This window comes from Halobaculum sp. MBLA0147 (genome assembly GCF_041361345.1).
In the GTDB taxonomy this organism is placed as follows: domain Archaea; phylum Halobacteriota; class Halobacteria; order Halobacteriales; family Haloferacaceae; genus JAHENP01.
Window position 1 is genome coordinate 95,249 of sequence record NZ_JBGKAD010000002.1, and the last position, 17,566, is coordinate 112,814.

At 68.1% G+C, this 17,566-nt stretch carries 14 protein-coding genes; 6 read left to right on the forward strand and 8 right to left on the reverse strand.

What is annotated here, in order from left to right; all coding sequences use genetic code 11:
• Positions 1–129 precede the first annotated feature (129 nt).
• The gene (locus tag RYH80_RS15005) at positions 130–2,502 is read left to right on the forward strand and encodes a methyl-accepting chemotaxis protein (protein ID WP_370904831.1); all 2,373 of its coding nucleotides are present in this window, start codon (positions 130–132) and stop codon (positions 2,500–2,502) included.
• A gap of 18 nt (positions 2,503–2,520) precedes the next feature.
• On the opposite strand, the gene RYH80_RS15010 is transcribed toward RYH80_RS15005, so the two are convergent.
• Positions 2,521–3,696, reverse strand: coding sequence for an MFS transporter (locus RYH80_RS15010; protein ID WP_370905125.1), 1,176 nt, complete (start codon positions 3,694–3,696; stop codon positions 2,521–2,523).
• Positions 3,697–4,077: 381 nt separating this feature from the next.
• On the opposite strand from RYH80_RS15010, the gene RYH80_RS15015 reads away from it, so the two are divergent.
• Positions 4,078–4,560 (forward strand): hypothetical protein, encoded by a 483-nt coding sequence (locus RYH80_RS15015; RefSeq protein ID WP_370904832.1) that lies wholly within the window; start codon positions 4,078–4,080, stop codon positions 4,558–4,560.
• A gap of 173 nt (positions 4,561–4,733) precedes the next feature.
• Here the strand turns inward: RYH80_RS15015 and RYH80_RS15020 are convergent, their stop codons facing one another.
• The 3 genes from RYH80_RS15020 to RYH80_RS15030 form a co-directional block, all read right to left on the reverse strand.
• Positions 4,734–5,984 carry an outer membrane protein assembly factor BamB family protein gene (locus tag RYH80_RS15020; protein WP_370904833.1) on the reverse strand — a complete coding sequence of 417 codons (1,251 nt, stop codon included), beginning with the start codon at positions 5,982–5,984 and terminating at the stop codon, positions 4,734–4,736.
• A gap of 74 nt (positions 5,985–6,058) precedes the next feature.
• On the reverse strand, positions 6,059–8,278 hold the full coding sequence (locus tag RYH80_RS15025) for a prolyl oligopeptidase family serine peptidase (RefSeq protein WP_370904834.1): 2,220 nt from the start codon (positions 8,276–8,278) through the stop codon (positions 6,059–6,061).
• A 136-nt stretch (positions 8,279–8,414) separates the two neighbouring features.
• A complete protein-coding gene (locus RYH80_RS15030) occupies positions 8,415–9,458 on the reverse strand; it encodes an NAD(P)/FAD-dependent oxidoreductase (RefSeq protein ID WP_370904835.1) in 1,044 nt (347 codons plus the stop codon).
• A gap of 241 nt (positions 9,459–9,699) precedes the next feature.
• Here RYH80_RS15030 and RYH80_RS15035 point away from each other — a divergent pair, with 241 nt between their 5' ends.
• From RYH80_RS15035 to RYH80_RS15050, 4 genes are all read left to right on the forward strand, one after another.
• A complete protein-coding gene (locus RYH80_RS15035) occupies positions 9,700–11,538 on the forward strand; it encodes an ABC transporter substrate-binding protein (protein WP_370904836.1) in 1,839 nt (612 codons plus the stop codon).
• 39 nt (positions 11,539–11,577) lie between these two features.
• Positions 11,578–12,603 carry an ABC transporter permease gene (locus RYH80_RS15040; protein ID WP_370904837.1) on the forward strand — a complete coding sequence of 342 codons (1,026 nt, stop codon included), beginning with the start codon at positions 11,578–11,580 and terminating at the stop codon, positions 12,601–12,603.
• Positions 12,600–14,072: an ABC transporter permease gene (locus tag RYH80_RS15045; RefSeq protein WP_370904838.1), complete on the forward strand. Its 1,473-nt coding sequence runs from the start codon at positions 12,600–12,602 to the stop codon at positions 14,070–14,072. The genes RYH80_RS15040 and RYH80_RS15045 overlap by 4 nt, the downstream gene beginning before the upstream one ends.
• A 143-nt stretch (positions 14,073–14,215) precedes the next feature.
• Complete coding sequence (locus tag RYH80_RS15050) at positions 14,216–14,641, forward strand: hypothetical protein (protein ID WP_370904839.1); 426 nt, start codon at positions 14,216–14,218, stop codon at positions 14,639–14,641.
• A 16-nt stretch (positions 14,642–14,657) separates the two neighbouring features.
• Here RYH80_RS15050 and RYH80_RS15055 read toward each other — a convergent pair whose 3' ends face one another.
• The 4 genes from RYH80_RS15055 to RYH80_RS15070 all read right to left on the reverse strand — a co-directional run bounded on the left by RYH80_RS15055 (position 14,658) and on the right by RYH80_RS15070 (position 17,244).
• Complete coding sequence (locus RYH80_RS15055) at positions 14,658–14,801, reverse strand: hypothetical protein (RefSeq protein ID WP_370904840.1); 144 nt, start codon at positions 14,799–14,801, stop codon at positions 14,658–14,660.
• 120 nt (positions 14,802–14,921) lie between these two features.
• Positions 14,922–16,145 carry a cytochrome P450 gene (locus RYH80_RS15060; protein WP_370904841.1) on the reverse strand — a complete coding sequence of 408 codons (1,224 nt, stop codon included), beginning with the start codon at positions 16,143–16,145 and terminating at the stop codon, positions 14,922–14,924.
• Positions 16,146–16,221: 76 nt separating this feature from the next.
• Entirely contained in the window at positions 16,222–16,548 is a 327-nt protein-coding gene (locus RYH80_RS15065; RefSeq protein WP_370904842.1) for a NifU family protein, read from the reverse strand.
• Between the two features lie 78 nt (positions 16,549–16,626).
• Positions 16,627–17,244, reverse strand: a complete 618-nt coding sequence (locus RYH80_RS15070; protein ID WP_370904843.1) for a hypothetical protein — start codon at positions 17,242–17,244, stop codon at positions 16,627–16,629.
• Between the last annotated feature and the right edge of the window lie 322 nt (positions 17,245–17,566).

Consider the following 17,566-nt stretch of genomic DNA (forward strand, 5'->3'; position numbering starts at 1 on the left):
ACGTGTGACAGTTATCATGTCGGTGGCACCACACGCCGGTCGCGACGTGCAGCGGACACCGGACGCTCGACGGACTGTCCGAGGGCCACGACCGTTCACTGCGTCGAATCACACGGCGGGTGAGACGGCGTGAGAGTCGACCCGCGTCGGAGTTACCCGGCGAAACTCGTCGCCGGATTCGGCGTTGTCCTGATCGTCGTCGCCGCACTCGGCGCGTTCACGGTCGTCTCCGTCGGTGAGACCGTCGAGGCGAACAACGTCGAGACCATCTCGGGCGAAGCGACGGCCGTCGGAGACGTGGTCGAGGCCACACTGGACGACCTCCGTGGCTCCGCGATCACGGCTGCCGACGAGACGAGCCGAGCACGCGAGAGGCTTGAGATCTCCGCGGAGACGCGCGACGAGTTGAACAGTCGCTACCAGCGGCGGAGCTTCGCCAACAACGTCGCGGGACTCCACCTCGTCGACCCCGAGTCTGGGGAGGTCTTGGCATCCTCGCAGTCCGCGGCGGTCGGCGACCAGATCACCGCCGTCGGGATTCCACTCCCCGAGACGGTCAAACGAGGGGGAACCCAGATCGCGTACGTCGACAGCGCGGGTGAGAACGGCTCGTGGGTCGTGTACGCCGGGACGAACCAAGGGAACCTGATCGTCCAGCGGACGCCGTACTCGTACGTCGACGAGGCAGTCGACGGCTTCGTCAATCGGAGTCGCGTTCGGATCGTGAACGACGCCGGCGTCGTCGTCTACGACAGTCGCACGCCCGCCGCGGTCGGCACCCAACACACCGACGGCGAGGGCGTCTCCTCGCCCGCCGTCCGGGCGGGGCTGAACGGGAGCACAGGTTCGACGTCGGTGAGTGGCGCGAACAGCGCGACGGGGACGGAGTTGGTCGTCGGCCACAGTGCCCGGATCGGCTCCACGAACTGGGTCGCCGTGTCGTACGCCGAACCGTCCGTCCTGTTCGCCTCCGTCGGTGAAGTGCGGAACAACCTCTTCGTGTTACTCGGCGGCGTCGCGGTCGCGCTCGTCGGCTTCGGGCTCGTGGTCGAACGCCCGGCAGTGCGGGAGCTACGGCGGTTGACGAGACGCGTCGGCGCGATGGAGTCGGGTGATCTCGAAACCGCGGTGGAGACGGAGCGACGCGACGAGTTCGGCGAGTTGGGCGACGGGTTGGAGGCGATGCGGACCCGACTCCGCGAACGGATCGAGGAGGCGGAGCGGGCGACCGAAGAGGCGGAGGCCGCTCGCGAGGACGCCGAGGCCGCACGGGAGGAGGCAGAGGCCCTCTCGAACCACCTAGAGACGAAGGCCGACGACTACCGCGTGGCGATCCAGACCCTCGCGGAGGGAGACTTCACCGTCCGCGTCGACCCGGAGAGCGATCACGACGGGATGCGAGAGATCGGCGAGACGCTCAACGAGGTCGTCGGCGACCTCGAGACGACACTCGCGGGTGTCCAGGGCTTCGCCACGGAGGTCGCAGACTCGATGACCGCACTCGCGGCCAGCGCCGACGAGATCGAGAGTGCGACGGCAGACGTCTCCGGGACGGTCCAGTCGATCAGTGCGGGGACGGACGAACAGCGCGAGCGACTCGCCTCCGTCGCCGACGAGATGGGCAACATGTCGGCGACGGTCGAGGAGGTCGCCGCCACCTCCGGAGAAGTCGCAGACAACGCGGCGACGGCGGCAGAACTCAGTCGCGAGGGACGTGACGCGGCCGAAGACGCCGTGGCGGCGTTGGACGAGGTGGAGGGGGTGACGGCCGAGGCCGTCGAGGAGGTGGACGAGTTGGTCGAGCAGGTCGAACAGATCGAGCAGTTCGCGGACGTGATCGGCGACATCGCCGAGCAGACGGACATGCTCGCGTTGAACGCCAACGTCGAGGCGGCACGGACCGACAGCGACTCCGACGGGTTCGCGGTGGTGGCAGACGAGATCAAGCAACTCGCCGAGGAGGCGGGCGACCGCGCCGACGACATCGAGGCGCTCGTCAGCGACGTGACGGACCAGACCACGGCCACGGCCGATCGGATGCGGACGACCAACGAACGGCTCCGTTCGTCCGTGGAGACGGTCGAGACGGCGATCGACGCGTTGGTCGACATCGGCGAGGTCGTCGAGCGGACGAACGACGGCGTCCAGAACATCGACCAGGCCACCGACGACCAGGCGGCCACGACCGAAGAGGTGACGGCGACGGTCGAGGAGGTGCGCGAGATCGCGACGGAGAACGCCGACGAGGCCAGCGACGCCGCCGCGGCCGCCGAGCAACAGACCGCCACCGTCTCCGAGGTGGCTCGTACCGCAGAACAGATCGCGAGCGAGGCGGACGACCTGCGCGCGGCGACGGATCGGTTCACCGTCGCGGCGGAGACGGCGGGCGGCGAGCGTAGTGCGTCCGACGGAGGCACTGACGGTGACGAACGCGAGAGAAGGGAGAGCGACACCGACGACGCTACGTCCAGAGACCCACCCGGCGTGACGGAGGGCGAGTGACCCGACGACCGCCGGGGATCAGTCCCCTCGATCCGCCGACGTGGGGGGCCGAGGTGTGGAGCCGGTCGCGATCCGTCGCACTGCACCCGACGCGACGAGGGCGATCGCGACTTCGAGCCCGCCCGCGACGAGGAAGGCGGGCCAGTAGCCGGCGACCGCGGTGACGACACCGCCGACGAGGAACCCGCTCAACATGCCGAGGCTCCCGAACACGTTGAACCCACCCATCGCCGTGCCGCGTTCTGCGGGCGGGGTCACGTCGGTGACGAGCGCCATCGTCGTCGGGGAGACGAACGCGCCACAGACGCCGACGACGACGAGCAGCGCCGCGGCGGTCACGAACGTCGGTGCGAGTGCGACGGCGACGATCCCGAGTCCGTACGCGATCGAGCCGACGACGACCGGGAGGAACCGGCCGACGCGATCCGACAGCGACCCGACGGGGTACTGCAACGCGGCGAACGGGAGGAAGAACAGCGCCAGCGCCCCGCCCGCGACCGTGGCGTCGATCCCGAACGTGTCCCGGAGGTACGCCACACCCGTCAACGCGAAGAATCCGGCCGTCAGGCGGTCGACGTAGCCGAACGCGTACGGGACGAGGAGGGTCGGCCGCGACCGCAGTCGCTCGCCGACCTCGCCGACCGGGAGCCCGCCGCCGTCGACGCGGTCCGGGACGGTCGCCGCCAGCAGTCCCGCACCGACGAGGAGCACCGCGCCACCGTACAGCGGTGCCAACGGGTCGGCCGTGGCGAGTCGGCCGCCGACGACGGAGCCGAGTGCGGCACCGAGCCCGATCGCGGTGCCGGCCGCACCCATGTTCCGGCCGTTCCCGCCGCCCAGATCCATCAGCGTCGTGATCGCCAACGAGAACGCGCCGACGACGAACGCACCGCCGACGACTCGCAGGCCGAGGACCGCGCCGAACCCGAGGCCGAGCGTCGGACTCGCGGCGACGAGCAGGTAGCTCGCCGCACCGCCGCCCGCGCCGAGGACGATCAGCGGTCGCCGTGCGCCCACGGCGTCGCTGACCGCTCCCCAGACGACCGCGAACGCGACGAGGGCGCCGAACTCCGCGATCAGAAACTGGCTCCGGGCGAGGATCCCGGTGCCACCGCCCAGCGCGGCGACGGTCTCCGCGAGCCCGGGGTACAACAGGACCTGCGAGACCAGCACCGACCAGACGACGAGCGCCAGTCGGCGGCGGTCGCGGTCGGCGACTGTGGTGTCGCCGCCGTCTGGCGTGGTGTCGCTGTCGTCGGTCGTGCGGTCGCGACCGGCTCTCGCGCGGTCGCGGTCCGCGGCTGTCGGTTCCTCGGGCACGAGTAGAGTGGTCGATCTGGCTCCGGGTGGTGTCGTCGACGGGTGACCGACCGGCGTCGCCTCGTCGCCGAGCGGCCGGTGAACTCCGTCGTTCTTCTCCGTCCACCGGTTGGACCGTCGTGGGGAAGTCAGGTTCGGTGTCCGAGTCGGACCGGCGAGTGTGGGTAGACGAGAGCACGACGGTGTGCCGTCGGCTTCGTAGCTACGAAGCTACACGAGTGGCGAGCCACCAGACGGACGCGGAGGCACGAGGAGATGGGCCGACTCGCGACGACCGTACAGGAGACACTGTGTGAGCGACTGCGGACGCAACTCGACGGCTTCGACTGGGAGACGGAGCGCCACGTCGCCGCCACCCCGGTCGACGTGGCCGGCCTCGGCGAGAGGGCGACGGTCGTCGTCGAACTGGAGTGGCGACGCGCCGACCCCGCGGACAACACCGCGAAACTGTTCCGGCACCTCGCGGCGGGGACACTCGACGCCGAGACGGTCGTCGTCGTCCAGGTGTTCACCGGCAAGTACGACCTCGCGAGCGGCGGGGTGTCCTCCAAACGCGAGAACGCGGAGTTCGTCGGGGAGCGGGCGGCCGCCTCGGAGCCGGGGGTCGAGTACGAGCCGGTCACGCTGGCGCTCGACCCGCCGAAGCGCGGGGGCGAGCTCCCGACAGACTGGGAGACGGCGGTCGACGCCGTCGCAGAGACCGTCGTCTCGCGTGTCGAGTCGGCAGTCGAGGGGTAGGTGATCGAGTCGGCGAGGTGCCGCCGAGAGACGGGAGTGGTATCTGTGGTCCGAAGTCACGCGGTCCGAAGTCACGCGGTCCGAAATCCCGCGTTCGGAGCACACGATTTCGGAAATCGTGATTTCTTTCTCGGTTCCGACGCAGTCTCGTCGACGGCTGTCGCGGGGGCAGTTCAGTCGTCGAGTGCGACCAGCGTCCCACCGGACTCGCGGTCGAGCGTGAAGCCCCACAACACGGGCACGTAAATCTGGGTGCCGAGGGCAACGGCGTCGTACCCGATGTTCCCCGGCTGCTCGCGTCGCCACCGTTCGGTCCCGTCTCGGCGGTCGACGGCGACAGTGTCGACCGGATCGTCGCGACCGGGCTTCTCCGTGGTCACGACGACGGATCGCTCGGTCACGAGCGGGCGCGTCCGGAGGTACGTGTCCTCGCCGGGAGCGACGGAGACGCGCCAGCGCTCGGTGCCGTCTGTGGTTGCCAGTGCGACCAGGTCGCCGTCCTCTGTCGAGAGATAGACGCGGTCGCCGTCCGTCGAGACGCCGGCAGCCGCCCGGACGGGTACCGTCCACCGCACCGACCCGGTCGCAGCCGACAGTGCGTGGAGGTCGTCCCCCGGGACGTATGCTGTCCCGTCCACGACAGTCGGCGTCCCGAACCCGGTCCCGCCGGGTGCGTAGCGCCACTCCGTCTGTGGATCGCCGACGGTTCCGGGACGGATCGAGACCACACTCCCCAGAATGCGGGTCGTGTACAGGACACGCCCCGCACCGACGGCCGGGACGGCCGTCGAGAACCGGTCGTCGCCGGTGACGTACCGCCACCCGTCGCCGCCGGCCGTGTCGAGTGCGAGCAGCGTCTCGCCGGTGGAGGCGAACACGCGTCCCTCGCGCCCGAGGACGGCCTCGTTCACGGAGTCGTCGGTCTCTCGCCCCCACCTGGGAGTCCCGTCTCGAGCGTCGATCGCGTAGACGCCCCCGACCCCGCCGACGTACACCGACCCCCGGTGGAGGATCGGTGGGCAACCGGACCAGCCACCACCGCCACCGGGGAGCTCCCGTCGCCACCGCTCGCCGCCGTCGGTGTCGAGTGCGACGACCGTCCCGGCACCGTCCGTCTCGGGACCGGGAGCCGTCTGAACGAACAGGCGATCTCCGGCGCCGACCGGCGACGAGAGTCCACCGGGGAACGCGACTGTCCAGACGGGCTCCGGGTCGTCGATCCGGACCTCGGGTGCGAACCCGACGTGTCCGGCAGTCCGGCCGAACTGCGGCCACCCATCGTCTTCACCCGGGAGCGGATCGGTGGTCGACTCGACCGTCTCGGGCCACTCGGTTCCGAGCCGACCGCTCGAACACCCGGCCAGACCGATGACACCCGTCGTCCCGAGGGCGGCGAGCAGACTACGTCTCGTGTGGTGGGACACTCACGGGAGTGGTGGGGCCGATCCCATAACGGCGACGACAGAGTGTCGTCCGAGTGACGATCCGCCCGAGGTCACTACCGGGCGAGGGCGTCGGGGTCGATCCCCAACTCGTGAGACAGGAAGCCCCAGCGGTCGGTCTGTTCGCGGACCTCTTTCGAGAGGGGCTTGCCGGTCCCGTGGCCGGCGTCGTCGTCGATACGGAGCACGACCGGGTGCGGACCGGTGTTGCGTCGTTGCACCCGCGCGGTCATCTTCCGGGCGTGTGCCGGGTGGACGCGGGTGTCACCGAGCGCGGTGGTGAACAGGGTCGCGGGGTACGCCGTCTCCGGCGCGTTGTGGTACGGGGAGTACTCCCGGAGGTACTCGAAGGCCTCCGGATCGTCGGGGGAACCGTACTCCGGCGTCCACGACTCCCCGAGCAGGAACTCGTGGAACCGGAGCATGTCGAGCAGCGGGACGTGACACGCCACGGCACGGTAGAGATCCGGTCGCTGTGTGAGCAGCGCGCCGACGAGCAGGCCGCCGTTCGAGCCGCCCACGGCGGCGAGGCGGTCGGCGTGGGCCCAGCCACGCTCGATCAGCCCCTCGCTCACGGCGATCGCGTCGTCGAAGACGTTCTGCTTGTGTTCGCGGCGACCGGCGGCGTGCCACTCGGCGCCGTACTCCGCACCACCCCGCAGCGTCGCCACAACGAATACGCCGCCCGCTCGCAGGAACGGTATCCGGAAGCGGGCGAACGACGGCGTACTGTTGATCCGGAACCCACCGTACCCCGTCACGACCGCCGGGTTGGTTCCATCGGGCTCGACACCCGCACGGCGGACGACGAACGCCGGGATCTCCGTCCCGTCGGCCGACTCGAACCACTCCTGGCTCGTCTCGATCTCGAACGCTGGAGCCACGTCCTGTCGAACCAGTGTCTCCGTCTCGCCGTCGGGCGTGACACGGCGCACGGATCTCGGCTCCGAGAACGACTGCACGACCGCGAACACCGTACCGTCGTCGGTGCCGGCGAGGCCGTCGACACTCGCGAACGCCGGGAGGTCGACGGTCGTCGGCTCGGCGTCTGGCTCTTCGGGATCGTGGAGGGTGAGGACCGAGCGGGCGTCCCGGTGTGCGTGGACGTACACGCGGTCGCCAGCGGGGACGACGTCGCGGATCACGGCGTCCGACTCCGGCACGAGTTCGGTGAAGACATCGAGCGTATCCGTCTCGGTGGTCGCGTCCGTCTCACTCGTCTCCCCGCCCTCGTCCACCTCGCTCGTCGACTCGGACGCGAGAATCTCGTCGACTCCCGCGGTCAGGACGCGTCGGAACGGCGCGTCGAGGTCCGTCGAGAGGTAGAGTCGGCCGTCGGACACCGAGGGGAAGAACGTCGCGTCGCGTCCCTCGACGACCGGGGTGAGACTCGTCTCCTCGGGTGGGCCGTGAGCGAGGAACACGTCCGACTGTGTTCGCCCGTCGTGTCGCCCGACCACCACCGTCTCGCCGTCGGTGTCGACACTCGGCCACTCCTGTGGCTCGAACGCGTCCGTGACGAGCCGGTCCGTCTCGCCGTCCAGCGCGTGGTAGCGGACCGCCTTCTCAAGTTGTGACCCGTCGCCGACGCCACCCGTCGCCACGTAGTAGAACCCACGCGGACGTGGAGACGCTGCGGTGCCGTCGTCGCCGGCGGCCGCCTCGTCGTCGACAGCCACCTCGTCACCCTCGACAGCCTCGTCACCCGCTGCCGGCACCCACCCGAACGCGTTCGGTTGCGCCCGGCCGACGGCGTCCAGCCGCGTGATTTCGTCGCCGTCGTCCACGTCGACGACGACCACGTCGTACTGTTCGTCGCCGCCCTCGGCGACGCCGTACGCGAGCGTCCGTCCCTCGGGGCCGGGAACGTACCAGTCCACGGAGGTCGTGGTGTCACCCAGTTCGTTCGGGTCGACGACCACGCGGCCGTCACCCGCCCGCAGCGCCGCGAGCGACTCGAAGACGTAGAGAGTCCGGTGGTCCTCCTCCGGGCCGCCGATCCGCTGGAAGTACCGGTCGCCGGCGGCCTCGACGGTCTCGTAGTCTGTCACACGCGCCAGATCCTCGTAGACCGCTTCGAGCCGGTTCGCCTGTGGCGTGTCGAGCACGCAGTCCGCGTACGCGTTCTGCTCGTCGGTCCACGCTTGGACACGCTCGTCGTCCGAGTCTTCGAGCCAGCGGTACGGGTCCGTGAACGTCTCGCCGTGACGGTCCTCCGTCACCGGGTCGCGGTCCGTCTCCGGTGGGGAGGGCGCCTCCGTCTGATCTGTGGCCATCGACCACTCGGAGACACGCGAGCGACTTGTGTCCGGCGGAGGCGTGAGACGTGACGACGAACCACTGTACTCACGGAGGAGCCTACGGTGAGATCGACCTGGATCCGCAGCATCGGTCCTCGATCGTGGGCGGCCCTCACAGCCCGTACACGAGCCGTTCGGCGACATCCAGCCCCGATCGGAGCGCGGCGTGGAGTCGGCCTTCGCCGACGACCCAGTCACCGGCGACGTAGCAGCCGGCGGCTTCGGCGGCGCGGCGCGGACCGGGGACGAGTCGCCCCTCCGGGAGTGCCCGTTCCCAGAGTGTAGCGTCCGTCCAGTCGGGATCGCGGAGCCACGGCTCGTTGATCACACTCCCAGCGGCCTCAACCAGCGCCGCAGTGACGTCGGTCGCCTCGGCGTCCGCGTGCCGTGCAGACCAGTCGTGAGCACCCTGCACGAGCAGGACCTCGCCGGACGGGACGTGCCCCGGCTTGCGGGACTCCCGAGCGATCCACCCGACACTGTGATCGTCGCTCGTGTCGACGAGTGCGTAGTACGGGCGGTCGAGTGCTCGTTCGTACCCCGCGACGACGCTCCAGACGGTCGCGTACGGTACGTCGCGTGCCGCCGCGACCAGTCGATCTCGTACGGGTTCGTCCCACTCGCTGTCCGCGAGGAGAGTTGCCGTCACCGGGGCGGGCGGCGTACAGACGACCGCGTCGAAGGGACCGTGGTCTCCGTTCGGTGTCTCGACGACCCACTCATCGGCGCCGTCGCTCGCCGTCTCGTGGTGGAGTCGGGTCACCGGAGTGTCGGGGCGCAGCGTGGCGTCGCTGTCGGCGACGAGGCGTCGAACGAGGGCCGTCACGCCGTCCGGTGTCGACAGCTTCTGCTCGTCTGCGTCGCGACCGGGCGTGACAGTCCCGTCGCCGTCGAACGTGTAGATCGGTCCCGGTGTGTCTCTCGGCGCGGCGACCGTCTCGACGAGGTCGGTGACGCGGTCGTCCTCAGTCTCCAGATAGTTGGCTCCGTAGTCGTACGTCACCGTTCCGCTCGCCGTCTCGCGACGCCGTGTCGCCGCGCGACCACCCGGAGACTCGCGTCGTTCGAACACGACACAGTCGGTGTCGGTGGCCCCCAGTACGTACGCCGTCGCCGCACCCGCCGCGCCACAGCCGATGATGGCGACTCGTGTCACGAGAGGTGGCAGGTGTTCGGCCGATGTGAACGGTCGGAGGATCACGAGATCGTTGGGAGACCTACGACGTCCCCGTTGTCCGTTCCTGCTCGTCGGCACCCAGAACCCCGTATCTGTGCTCCGCTCTATACAGCTATATAACCCCACATACACTCTCCACTTATTCGTATAATAGGTAGTGGTACGAGCTAGTGTTTCCGAGAGGCGTCGTTTGAGACAGTCGGCCGACGACACGTGTATTGTGTCCGAAGACACAGCGAGCGGGGAGCGAACCCGTCGAGACGTACTGACCGTGACCGGAACGGTTGCGACGACCGCACTCGCAGGGTGTGCTGGTGAGACGGACGACGCAGAGACGACGAACGCCGACTCCGCGACCCCGGAGGCCGACGACGACCAGACGGAGTCGGGTGGCTCCAGTGCAGAGACCGGGACGCTGTCGTTGTCTATTCCAGAGGCGGCCAACTTCGATCCGGTCCAGATCAAAGGTGACGGCTCACAGCGGGTGTCGGATCACGTCTTCGAGGAGCTGTTCACACTCCCACAGGGTGGACTGACGCCCGAACCACAACTGGTCGAGGAGTACGAGGTGTCCGATGACGGCCGAACGTACACCTTCACGCTCGCGGAGGGTGTGCAGTTCCATGACGGGTCGACGTTGACTGCGGCTGACGTGGTGTACTCGTGGGAGCGGCTCGCCGCCTCCGACAACAGTCAGGAGGCACAGGTCATCCTCGAAGGTGGGTTCCAGATTGCACACGAGACGACGACGGAGACCGTCGACGGAGAACAACAGGAGGTGTACGAGCCGGGGACGCTGGCCGTGGAGGCCGTCGACGAACGGACGCTCGAGGTGACGCTGGCGTCGCCGTTCTTCGACGCGTTGTTCTGGTTCGCGTACGGCTCGTTGAGTCCCGTCCCAGAGGGAATCGTAGGTGACATCGACGGGTACGAGGGTGAGACAGACTACGCTACGTTCTCGGCGGAGCGACCGATCGGGACCGGCCCCTACCGGATCGGATCCGTCGAGACGGGTACCAACGTCACCCTCGACGCGTTCGACGAGTACCACGGGAGTGAGCCCGGTCCAGATCGGATCGAGATGCAGGTGGTCCAGAGTGCCGATACGCGGTTCCAGCGGGCGATCAACCGGAACGTCGACGTGTTCCAACTCCCGAGTTCTCGGTTCGATCCGAGCAAGGTCTCCATCGAGGAGACGCGGTCACTCGGGCAGGAGGTGGGGACGTACGGCCCCCTCTCGAACGACCGGACTGCTCGGTACTCCACCTGGGACGAAGCGTACACCGCGTACTTCATCTTCGACTGCTCGCGGGTCGAACGGCCAATTCGGCGTGCGTTGAACTACGCCGTCAATCAAGAGAACTTCGTCGAACAGGGCTTCAAAGGGGTCGGCGAGCCCGCCTTCCACCAGTCGCCGCCGTCGGTGTACCCGGGTGGGAAGGAAGCCTACGACCGTCACGCCGAAGAGAACTTCCCGTACGGGTACCGCGAGGCACGCGTCGAGAAGGCACGGAGTGTGATGGAGTCGGCGGGCTACTCCGACAGTGATCGTGCGTCGATCACGCTCACCCTGTACAACGACCGGAACCCGGACGCGTACTCCCGGATCGCCGACCTGATTCGGACGAAGGCGTCGTCGATCCACATCGACCTCACGATCGAACGTGCGCCGTTCGGGACGATCATCGAGGAGGCGATCAACGGGAACCTCGACATGTACACGCTCGGAAACGGGTTGGAGTACCCGTCGCCGGTGGACATGCTGAAGTTCGGGCGACCGTACGAGGGGAACCTCGTCCGGTGGCGGAAGGACCCGTCCGACGCCTCCGAGCGCGCTGCGTCGGCGTGGAGCACGATCCAAGACAACCTCGGTCCGGGCGAGGCGGCCCAACAGACGCGCGACGAGATGATCGTCCAGATGGAGGAGGCAATCTGGGAGGACGCAATCTACCTGACGAACTACCACCCGCGTGGACAGCAGTTCTGGTACGACGACGTCGACGTGCCGGTACAGTCCAGTGGGTTCCACGATCTGCTCTACGACGACGTACAGCTGTGAACGACCCGTCCTGACCTCGACTCACGACGACTTCGACACGTGAACCGACTAACCTACTTCACACGTCGACTGGCACTGTCGATCCCGGTCGTCTGGCTGGGGACGACGGTGACGTTCTTGATCGTCCGACTGGGGCCGTTGAACCCTGCAGCAGCCATCGTCGGACCAGTCAACAGTGCAGCGGCCAGAGAGCGACTCGCTCGCATCGAGCAACAACTCGGGTTGACCGAGCCGCTCCCAGAACAGTACGCGACGTACATGCTCGACCTGGTCACGTTCAACCTCGGGCAGTCGTGGGTCGTTTACCCCGGACAAGACACGGTCTCGTTACTCGTCGAGTTCGGACCCAGAACGGTGTGGCTCGGTCTCTGGGCCGTCTTGATCCCCATCTTCGTCGGTATCCCACTCGGAATCTACGCCGGCCTCAACCCGAACACGAAACGGGACTACGCGGCGTCCGTCGGTGGAATCGTTTGGCGTGCGATGCCGAACTTCTGGCTCGCCGTCGTCCTGTTGGCGCTGTTGTCGCTGACCGACTCCGTGTTCTTCGGCGTCGGCTGGGAGTCGTTCCTGATCGAGACCGAACTCGTCGGGCCACCGGATTTGACCACTCTGACGACTCCGCGTGGGTTCTTGAAGGCGACGAAACAGGTACTTCCGGCGGCGTTCGTCCTCGGATCAGCGTCGATGGGCAACGAACTCCGTCTGTCGCGGACTGCCGTTCTGGAGATCATCACCGAGGATTACGTCGAGACAGCGCGAGCGATCGGCGTCTCGCAGCGTCGAATCGTCGGGAAACACGTCCTCCGGAACGCGTTGATCCCGTTGATTCCAGTGATCACGAGCGAGGCGTACCTCCTCGTCGGTGGGAGTGTTCTCGTCGAGGTCGTCTTCGGGATCAACGGTATCGGGACCCTGTTCTACGACGCGATGGTCGCCGGAGACTTGCCACTCGCCGGGTCGCTGATGTACGTGTTCATCCTGATCACGGTTGCGATAAACATCGTTCAAGACCTCCTGTACACGGTCGTCGACCCACGCGTCGGGTACGAGGGGAGAGCATGACTGCCGCGAACGACACCGAAGCGGTCGGGACGGCGGGTGGCACCGCCACGTCCGACACGAGCGAGTCGCCGAGGTGGGATACACCGGCAGTTCGTTGGGTCGCCGTCGCGGTGCTGTTGACGCTTCCGGAGGTGGGTGCCTTGGTGTCGTTCCTCGGCGCGACGGTGCCCGTGGATCTCGGGCTCCGGGCGCTCGGTGACGCGATCCCGACACTGTTGTCGCGAGAGACGATTCCGAACCAGGGTGCGAACGTGCCCGGCTCCGGATCGACGACGTTAGGGCTGTCACTCGGTGGGTGGCGTGGCCCGGTGTTCGGTCTCTCGCCCGCTGTGGCTTGGGGACTGCGAGTCGTCGCCGTCTACCTCTACGGCGGGCTCTGGCTCGTGTGGCTCTACCGTGGCTACTGGGTGTACCGCCGACACTACCGTGCGGCCGACTGGACGCCGCGAGACGACGTGCTCCGACGCTTCCGACGACACACGTGGGGACAGTTCGGGCTGGCTGTCGTGGCGCTGTTCGTACTCTCTGCGATCTTCGCACCCGCTCTCGGGCCGACGACGATGGAACGGAACGTTGCCGAGCCGTACAGCTACGAACTCTCGTACTACGACGAGGAAGCGGACACCGTGGCGACGACCACCGTCGGCGCGGCGAACCTCGACAGTGTCTCACAGGGGATCGAGGATCGCAACGTCGGTCCGATGGAGTACGACGCGTACGGCCGGTTCCACCCGTTCGGGACACTCCCGAGCGGGCAGGACCTGTTCACGGCGGTCGCGATGGGCTCGCGGGTGTCGTTGTTCGTCGGGTTGTTGGCGATCACCATCAGCGGCGTCCTCGCGGCGACACTGGCGATGGTGAGTGCCTACTACGGGGGTGTGGTGGATCTCGCGATCGTGCTGCTCGGCGACGCGACACAGTCGCTCCCACAGTTACTCGTCGTGATCCTCCTGTCGGTCGTCCTCTCGGGAACGTGGATCGCCTCGTTGTACAGCGGTGGTGTGCTGCTCGCGGTGATCTTCGCGCTGACCGGGTGGCCCGGACTGTGGCGGGCGATCCGTGGTCCGGCACTGCAAGTGTCCGAACGAACGTGGGTCGACGCCGCGGACAGTTTCGGGCAGTCTCCGGAGACGACGATGCGACGCCACATCCTCCCGTACGTGGCCGGCTATCTGATGGTGTACGCGTCGATGAACCTCGGCGGGATCATCATCGGCATCGCCGGACTGTCGTTCCTCGGGCTGGGGATCTCCCCACCGACACCGGAGTGGGGACGACTCGTCAACGTCGGGCAGCCGTTCCTCGCCACGACGTCGTGGCACATCGCCGTCGTACCGGGACTGCTCGTCGTGATCGTCGTCACGGGGTTCAACGCGCTCGGTGACGGCGTTCGCGACGCCATCGACGCCGAAGCCGGTGTCGGCGACGAGGAGGAGGCCAGTGCCGCTGCCAGCGGAGCCGGGGGGTGATCGGGAGGACCGAGTTTGGATCACGGGTCGGAGAGTAACACCGACGGACGACACGACGTGGTACCGACAGCTGACCGATCGACGAGACACAATACGCACCGACATCCGATCGACCGACAGAATACGACGACACCGAACCACCGATGACGACACCACTCACGAACGTCTGGCAGTCACTCAGAGCAGAGACGGCAGACAGGGCAGCGACACTGCGTGCAGATGGGCGGACAGTGGTCCGGGCACTCGCCGACCACACTGCCGTCGCTCCGGACCGTCGAGCGGTACAGTTCACGGTCGGGAGCGAGACCGCCGAGCGAGTCACCACGGTGGCCGACCCCGGGACGACCGAGCGGTCGACTGTCGCCGTCGCCGACGCCGACGGGGTCCGGTTCCTGCACGTCGAAATCGTCACCGAGTCGGGGGTCCTCCTGCTGGCCGGCGGTGTCGACCACGACGACCTCCTGGCGATGGATCCGGGACCGGTCGAGACGGTCGTCGCGACGCTCAACGAGCGTGCCGCCGTCTTCGACCACGAGCGCCTCGCACCCTTCGTCGCCGGACTCGCGTGAGACGACTACTCGTCGTTCAGAGCCCGACGAGGTCGTCGAGTTCCACGTCCGTGACGTGGCCACCACAGACGACACACTCGTCGACGTGTCGCGGCCCGGCCCCGTCTTCCATGTGGAGGTTCCCACAGTCTGTGCACACTTCGAAGTCGGAGTCGAGCATGCGAAGTACTGCCGAGGCGACGAACATCAGTTTTCTGGCAGTGGGGACGATCAGCCCGCTCGTGGGTCGACTCGGCGCGCGGTGGACGGTCTTCTCGGTCCGGGTGTCGCCTCTTCGGAATCAGGTCGACCGCCCGACTGTGACCGGGAGTATCGAGGGGCCGTACACGAGCATACTCCCCGTCGGTTCCAGCTCGTCGGTGTGAACCGTGAGCGGTTCACAGCGAGCGAGCAGCCGGGTGAGCGCGACACGGGCGACGAGGCGTGCGAGCGCCGCGCCGAGACAGTAGTGGAGCCCGTGGCCGAAGGCGACGTGCCGACTCGGGTTCCGGTCGAGGTCGAACTCCGCGGGCGCCGCGAACACACTCGGGTCGCGGTTCGCGGCGCCGAACCAGAGACAGAGGTGGTCGCCGGCCGCGACGGTGTGGCCCGCCAGCTCCGTCTCGGTCGTCGCGTACCGGGCGGCCGCGCGCACCGGCGAGCGGTGCCGGAGTGTCTCCTCGACCGCCGCCTGGACCGCGTCGTCGTCTCCCCGGACCCGAGCCAGTGCGTCCGCCTCTGCCAGCGACCAGATCGCGTTGTCGATCAGGTGGGTCGTCGAGAGCCCGCCCAACAGAATCACGGTCGCTAGACTCCGCCGTTCGGTCGTCGAGCGGTCCGTCGCCGCTCGGATCACGCGCAACACGTCGCTGTCCTCGGCGTCGCGCTCGCCGTCGACCAACTCGCCGAGGTACGTCTGCAGTCGCGACCGCAGCGCTCCCGGGTCGGACGGCTCGTGAGGTGCGGTCGCGGTGAACCTCGTCCACTCGGAGAAGGCCTCGCGCTCCGAGGTGGGGACGCCGAGCAGTTCGGCGAGTGTCGCGACCGTGAGCGGGTAGGCGAACGCCGACACCAGATCGAACCGCGCCTCGCCGTGACCGCCCGCGTCGGCGGCGTCGCTCCCGAGGCTGTCACCCTCCGTCAGTGCCGTGTCGAGCAACTCGTCTGCTCGCGTCGTCACGAACGAGCGGAGAGGGTCGAGTTCGGAGGGCCGGAACCACTCGTCGACGACCGACCGGAGTCGCTCGTGGCGCGGCGGGTCGACGTGGAGCAGGGACTCGCCGAGAAGTGTCGATCCGTCGAGAGGGTCGTTCGCGGGGTCCGTGGCCGGTCGCGAGGAGAACCGCTCCGGGTCCGCCGCCACCCGTTCGACGGCCGCGTGGCCGACCACGTCCCAACACTCGCGCGTCTCGTCGTAGCGGACCGGGCCCTCGTCGTGCAGACTCGCGTAGACGGGTCCCGGCCGGAGCCGTCGGTCCGGTGTCGACAACTCCGGCGGGAACGCGTCGAGGGGTGTCTGGGTCACGCGTCTCTGTGACTGCCGAGACGACTCACAAAACTGTTCTGCTCGCGCTCAGTCGACGAGATGGAGAGTGACGCCGTCAGAACGGCGGCGAGTAGTTCTCGTACTCGTCCATCTCCTCCATCTCGTCCGTCTTCTCCGGCATCACGGCCGCGCGCTGGCCACTCGTCCGGACGACCTCCACGTCGGAGAGGTCGTCGACCTCCGCCGGCAGTCGCTCCTTGATCGCCTTCATCGTCATCGGGGCGATGCCACAGCCGGAACAGGCGCCGCCGATGGCGACCGTCACCGTCCCCGACCCCTCGTCGACGTCGCGGACCTCGAAGTTGCCACCGTGGTCTTGGATCTGCGGGACCTCTGCGTTCAGGAAGCTGCGCGTCTGTCGCTTCAGACCTTCTGCGCTCATACACGACCACCTAGTGCCCGTCACGGTATATAATTAGGGGATTTGGTAGACCTAACAAAGTTTCGCGCGGCCTAAACCTCACCCCGCCTCGGTCGAGTCGACCGTCGAGACGAACCCGCCGTCGAGGTGGACGATCACCTGCGTCGTCCCGGAGGCGTCGACACGTTCCGAGACCTCTTCCGTCCGGGTGGTCGCGGTCACCGCGAGCGTTCCCGTCGCCGCGACGCGGTCGTGGTAGACGACTCTGGTGTCTGCCGGGAAGGTCCGTCGCGTCTCGAAGACCGACTCCTCGCCGCGGTCGAGCCGGACTGTCGCAGTCCTGTCGGCGCCACCCGCTGCGACGCCCACGTCGAGACGACCGTCGGGTCGAGTCCCACGTGGGGTGGCGCGCTCCGACTCCGTCTCGAAGGCCACCTCCGTCCCCAGTGTCGCCGCCAGCGTCCCGTCGACGCGCCACTCGCGTGTCGTCTCCGTGTCGCCGGTACGGACGGCGAGCGACACGCGCTGGTCCATCACCACGCGGTTGTGGAGTCTGACGGTCGCTCGCGGCGGGACGGTGAGACTGGCGTCGACCAATGTCTCCTCGGTCCCGGTGACCGTGACGCCGACCTCGCGTGGGCTCCGTGTCGGGTTGTACAGGGTGATGTCGGCGACGCCGCGTGCCGACCCACCGAGTCCGACACAGCCGCCGGTCACCAGCACTGCTCCCGCCGCGAGGGCTGCTCGGCGTGTGGTCGTGGACGACCGCCGAGGGGTAGTGGCGGGTCGGCGGGTCGCTCCGGTGGTCTCCGTGTGGGGGTCGAGGAGGGCGTCCGCACCTCCGCTGTGGTCGTCGGAGCACTCGCCGACGCCGGGGTCCGGAGAGCCGTCGGTGCCATCGGAAGAGGGCGTGTGAGCGGTCACGGGTACTCGTCGACCCGTCGGACTCCGCCCACAACAGTCTGTCCGTCGCGCGACCCGTCTACGGGTGTAGAGACTGACCACACCCAACTCGACACCGGTCCACCGAGGGGCGGAG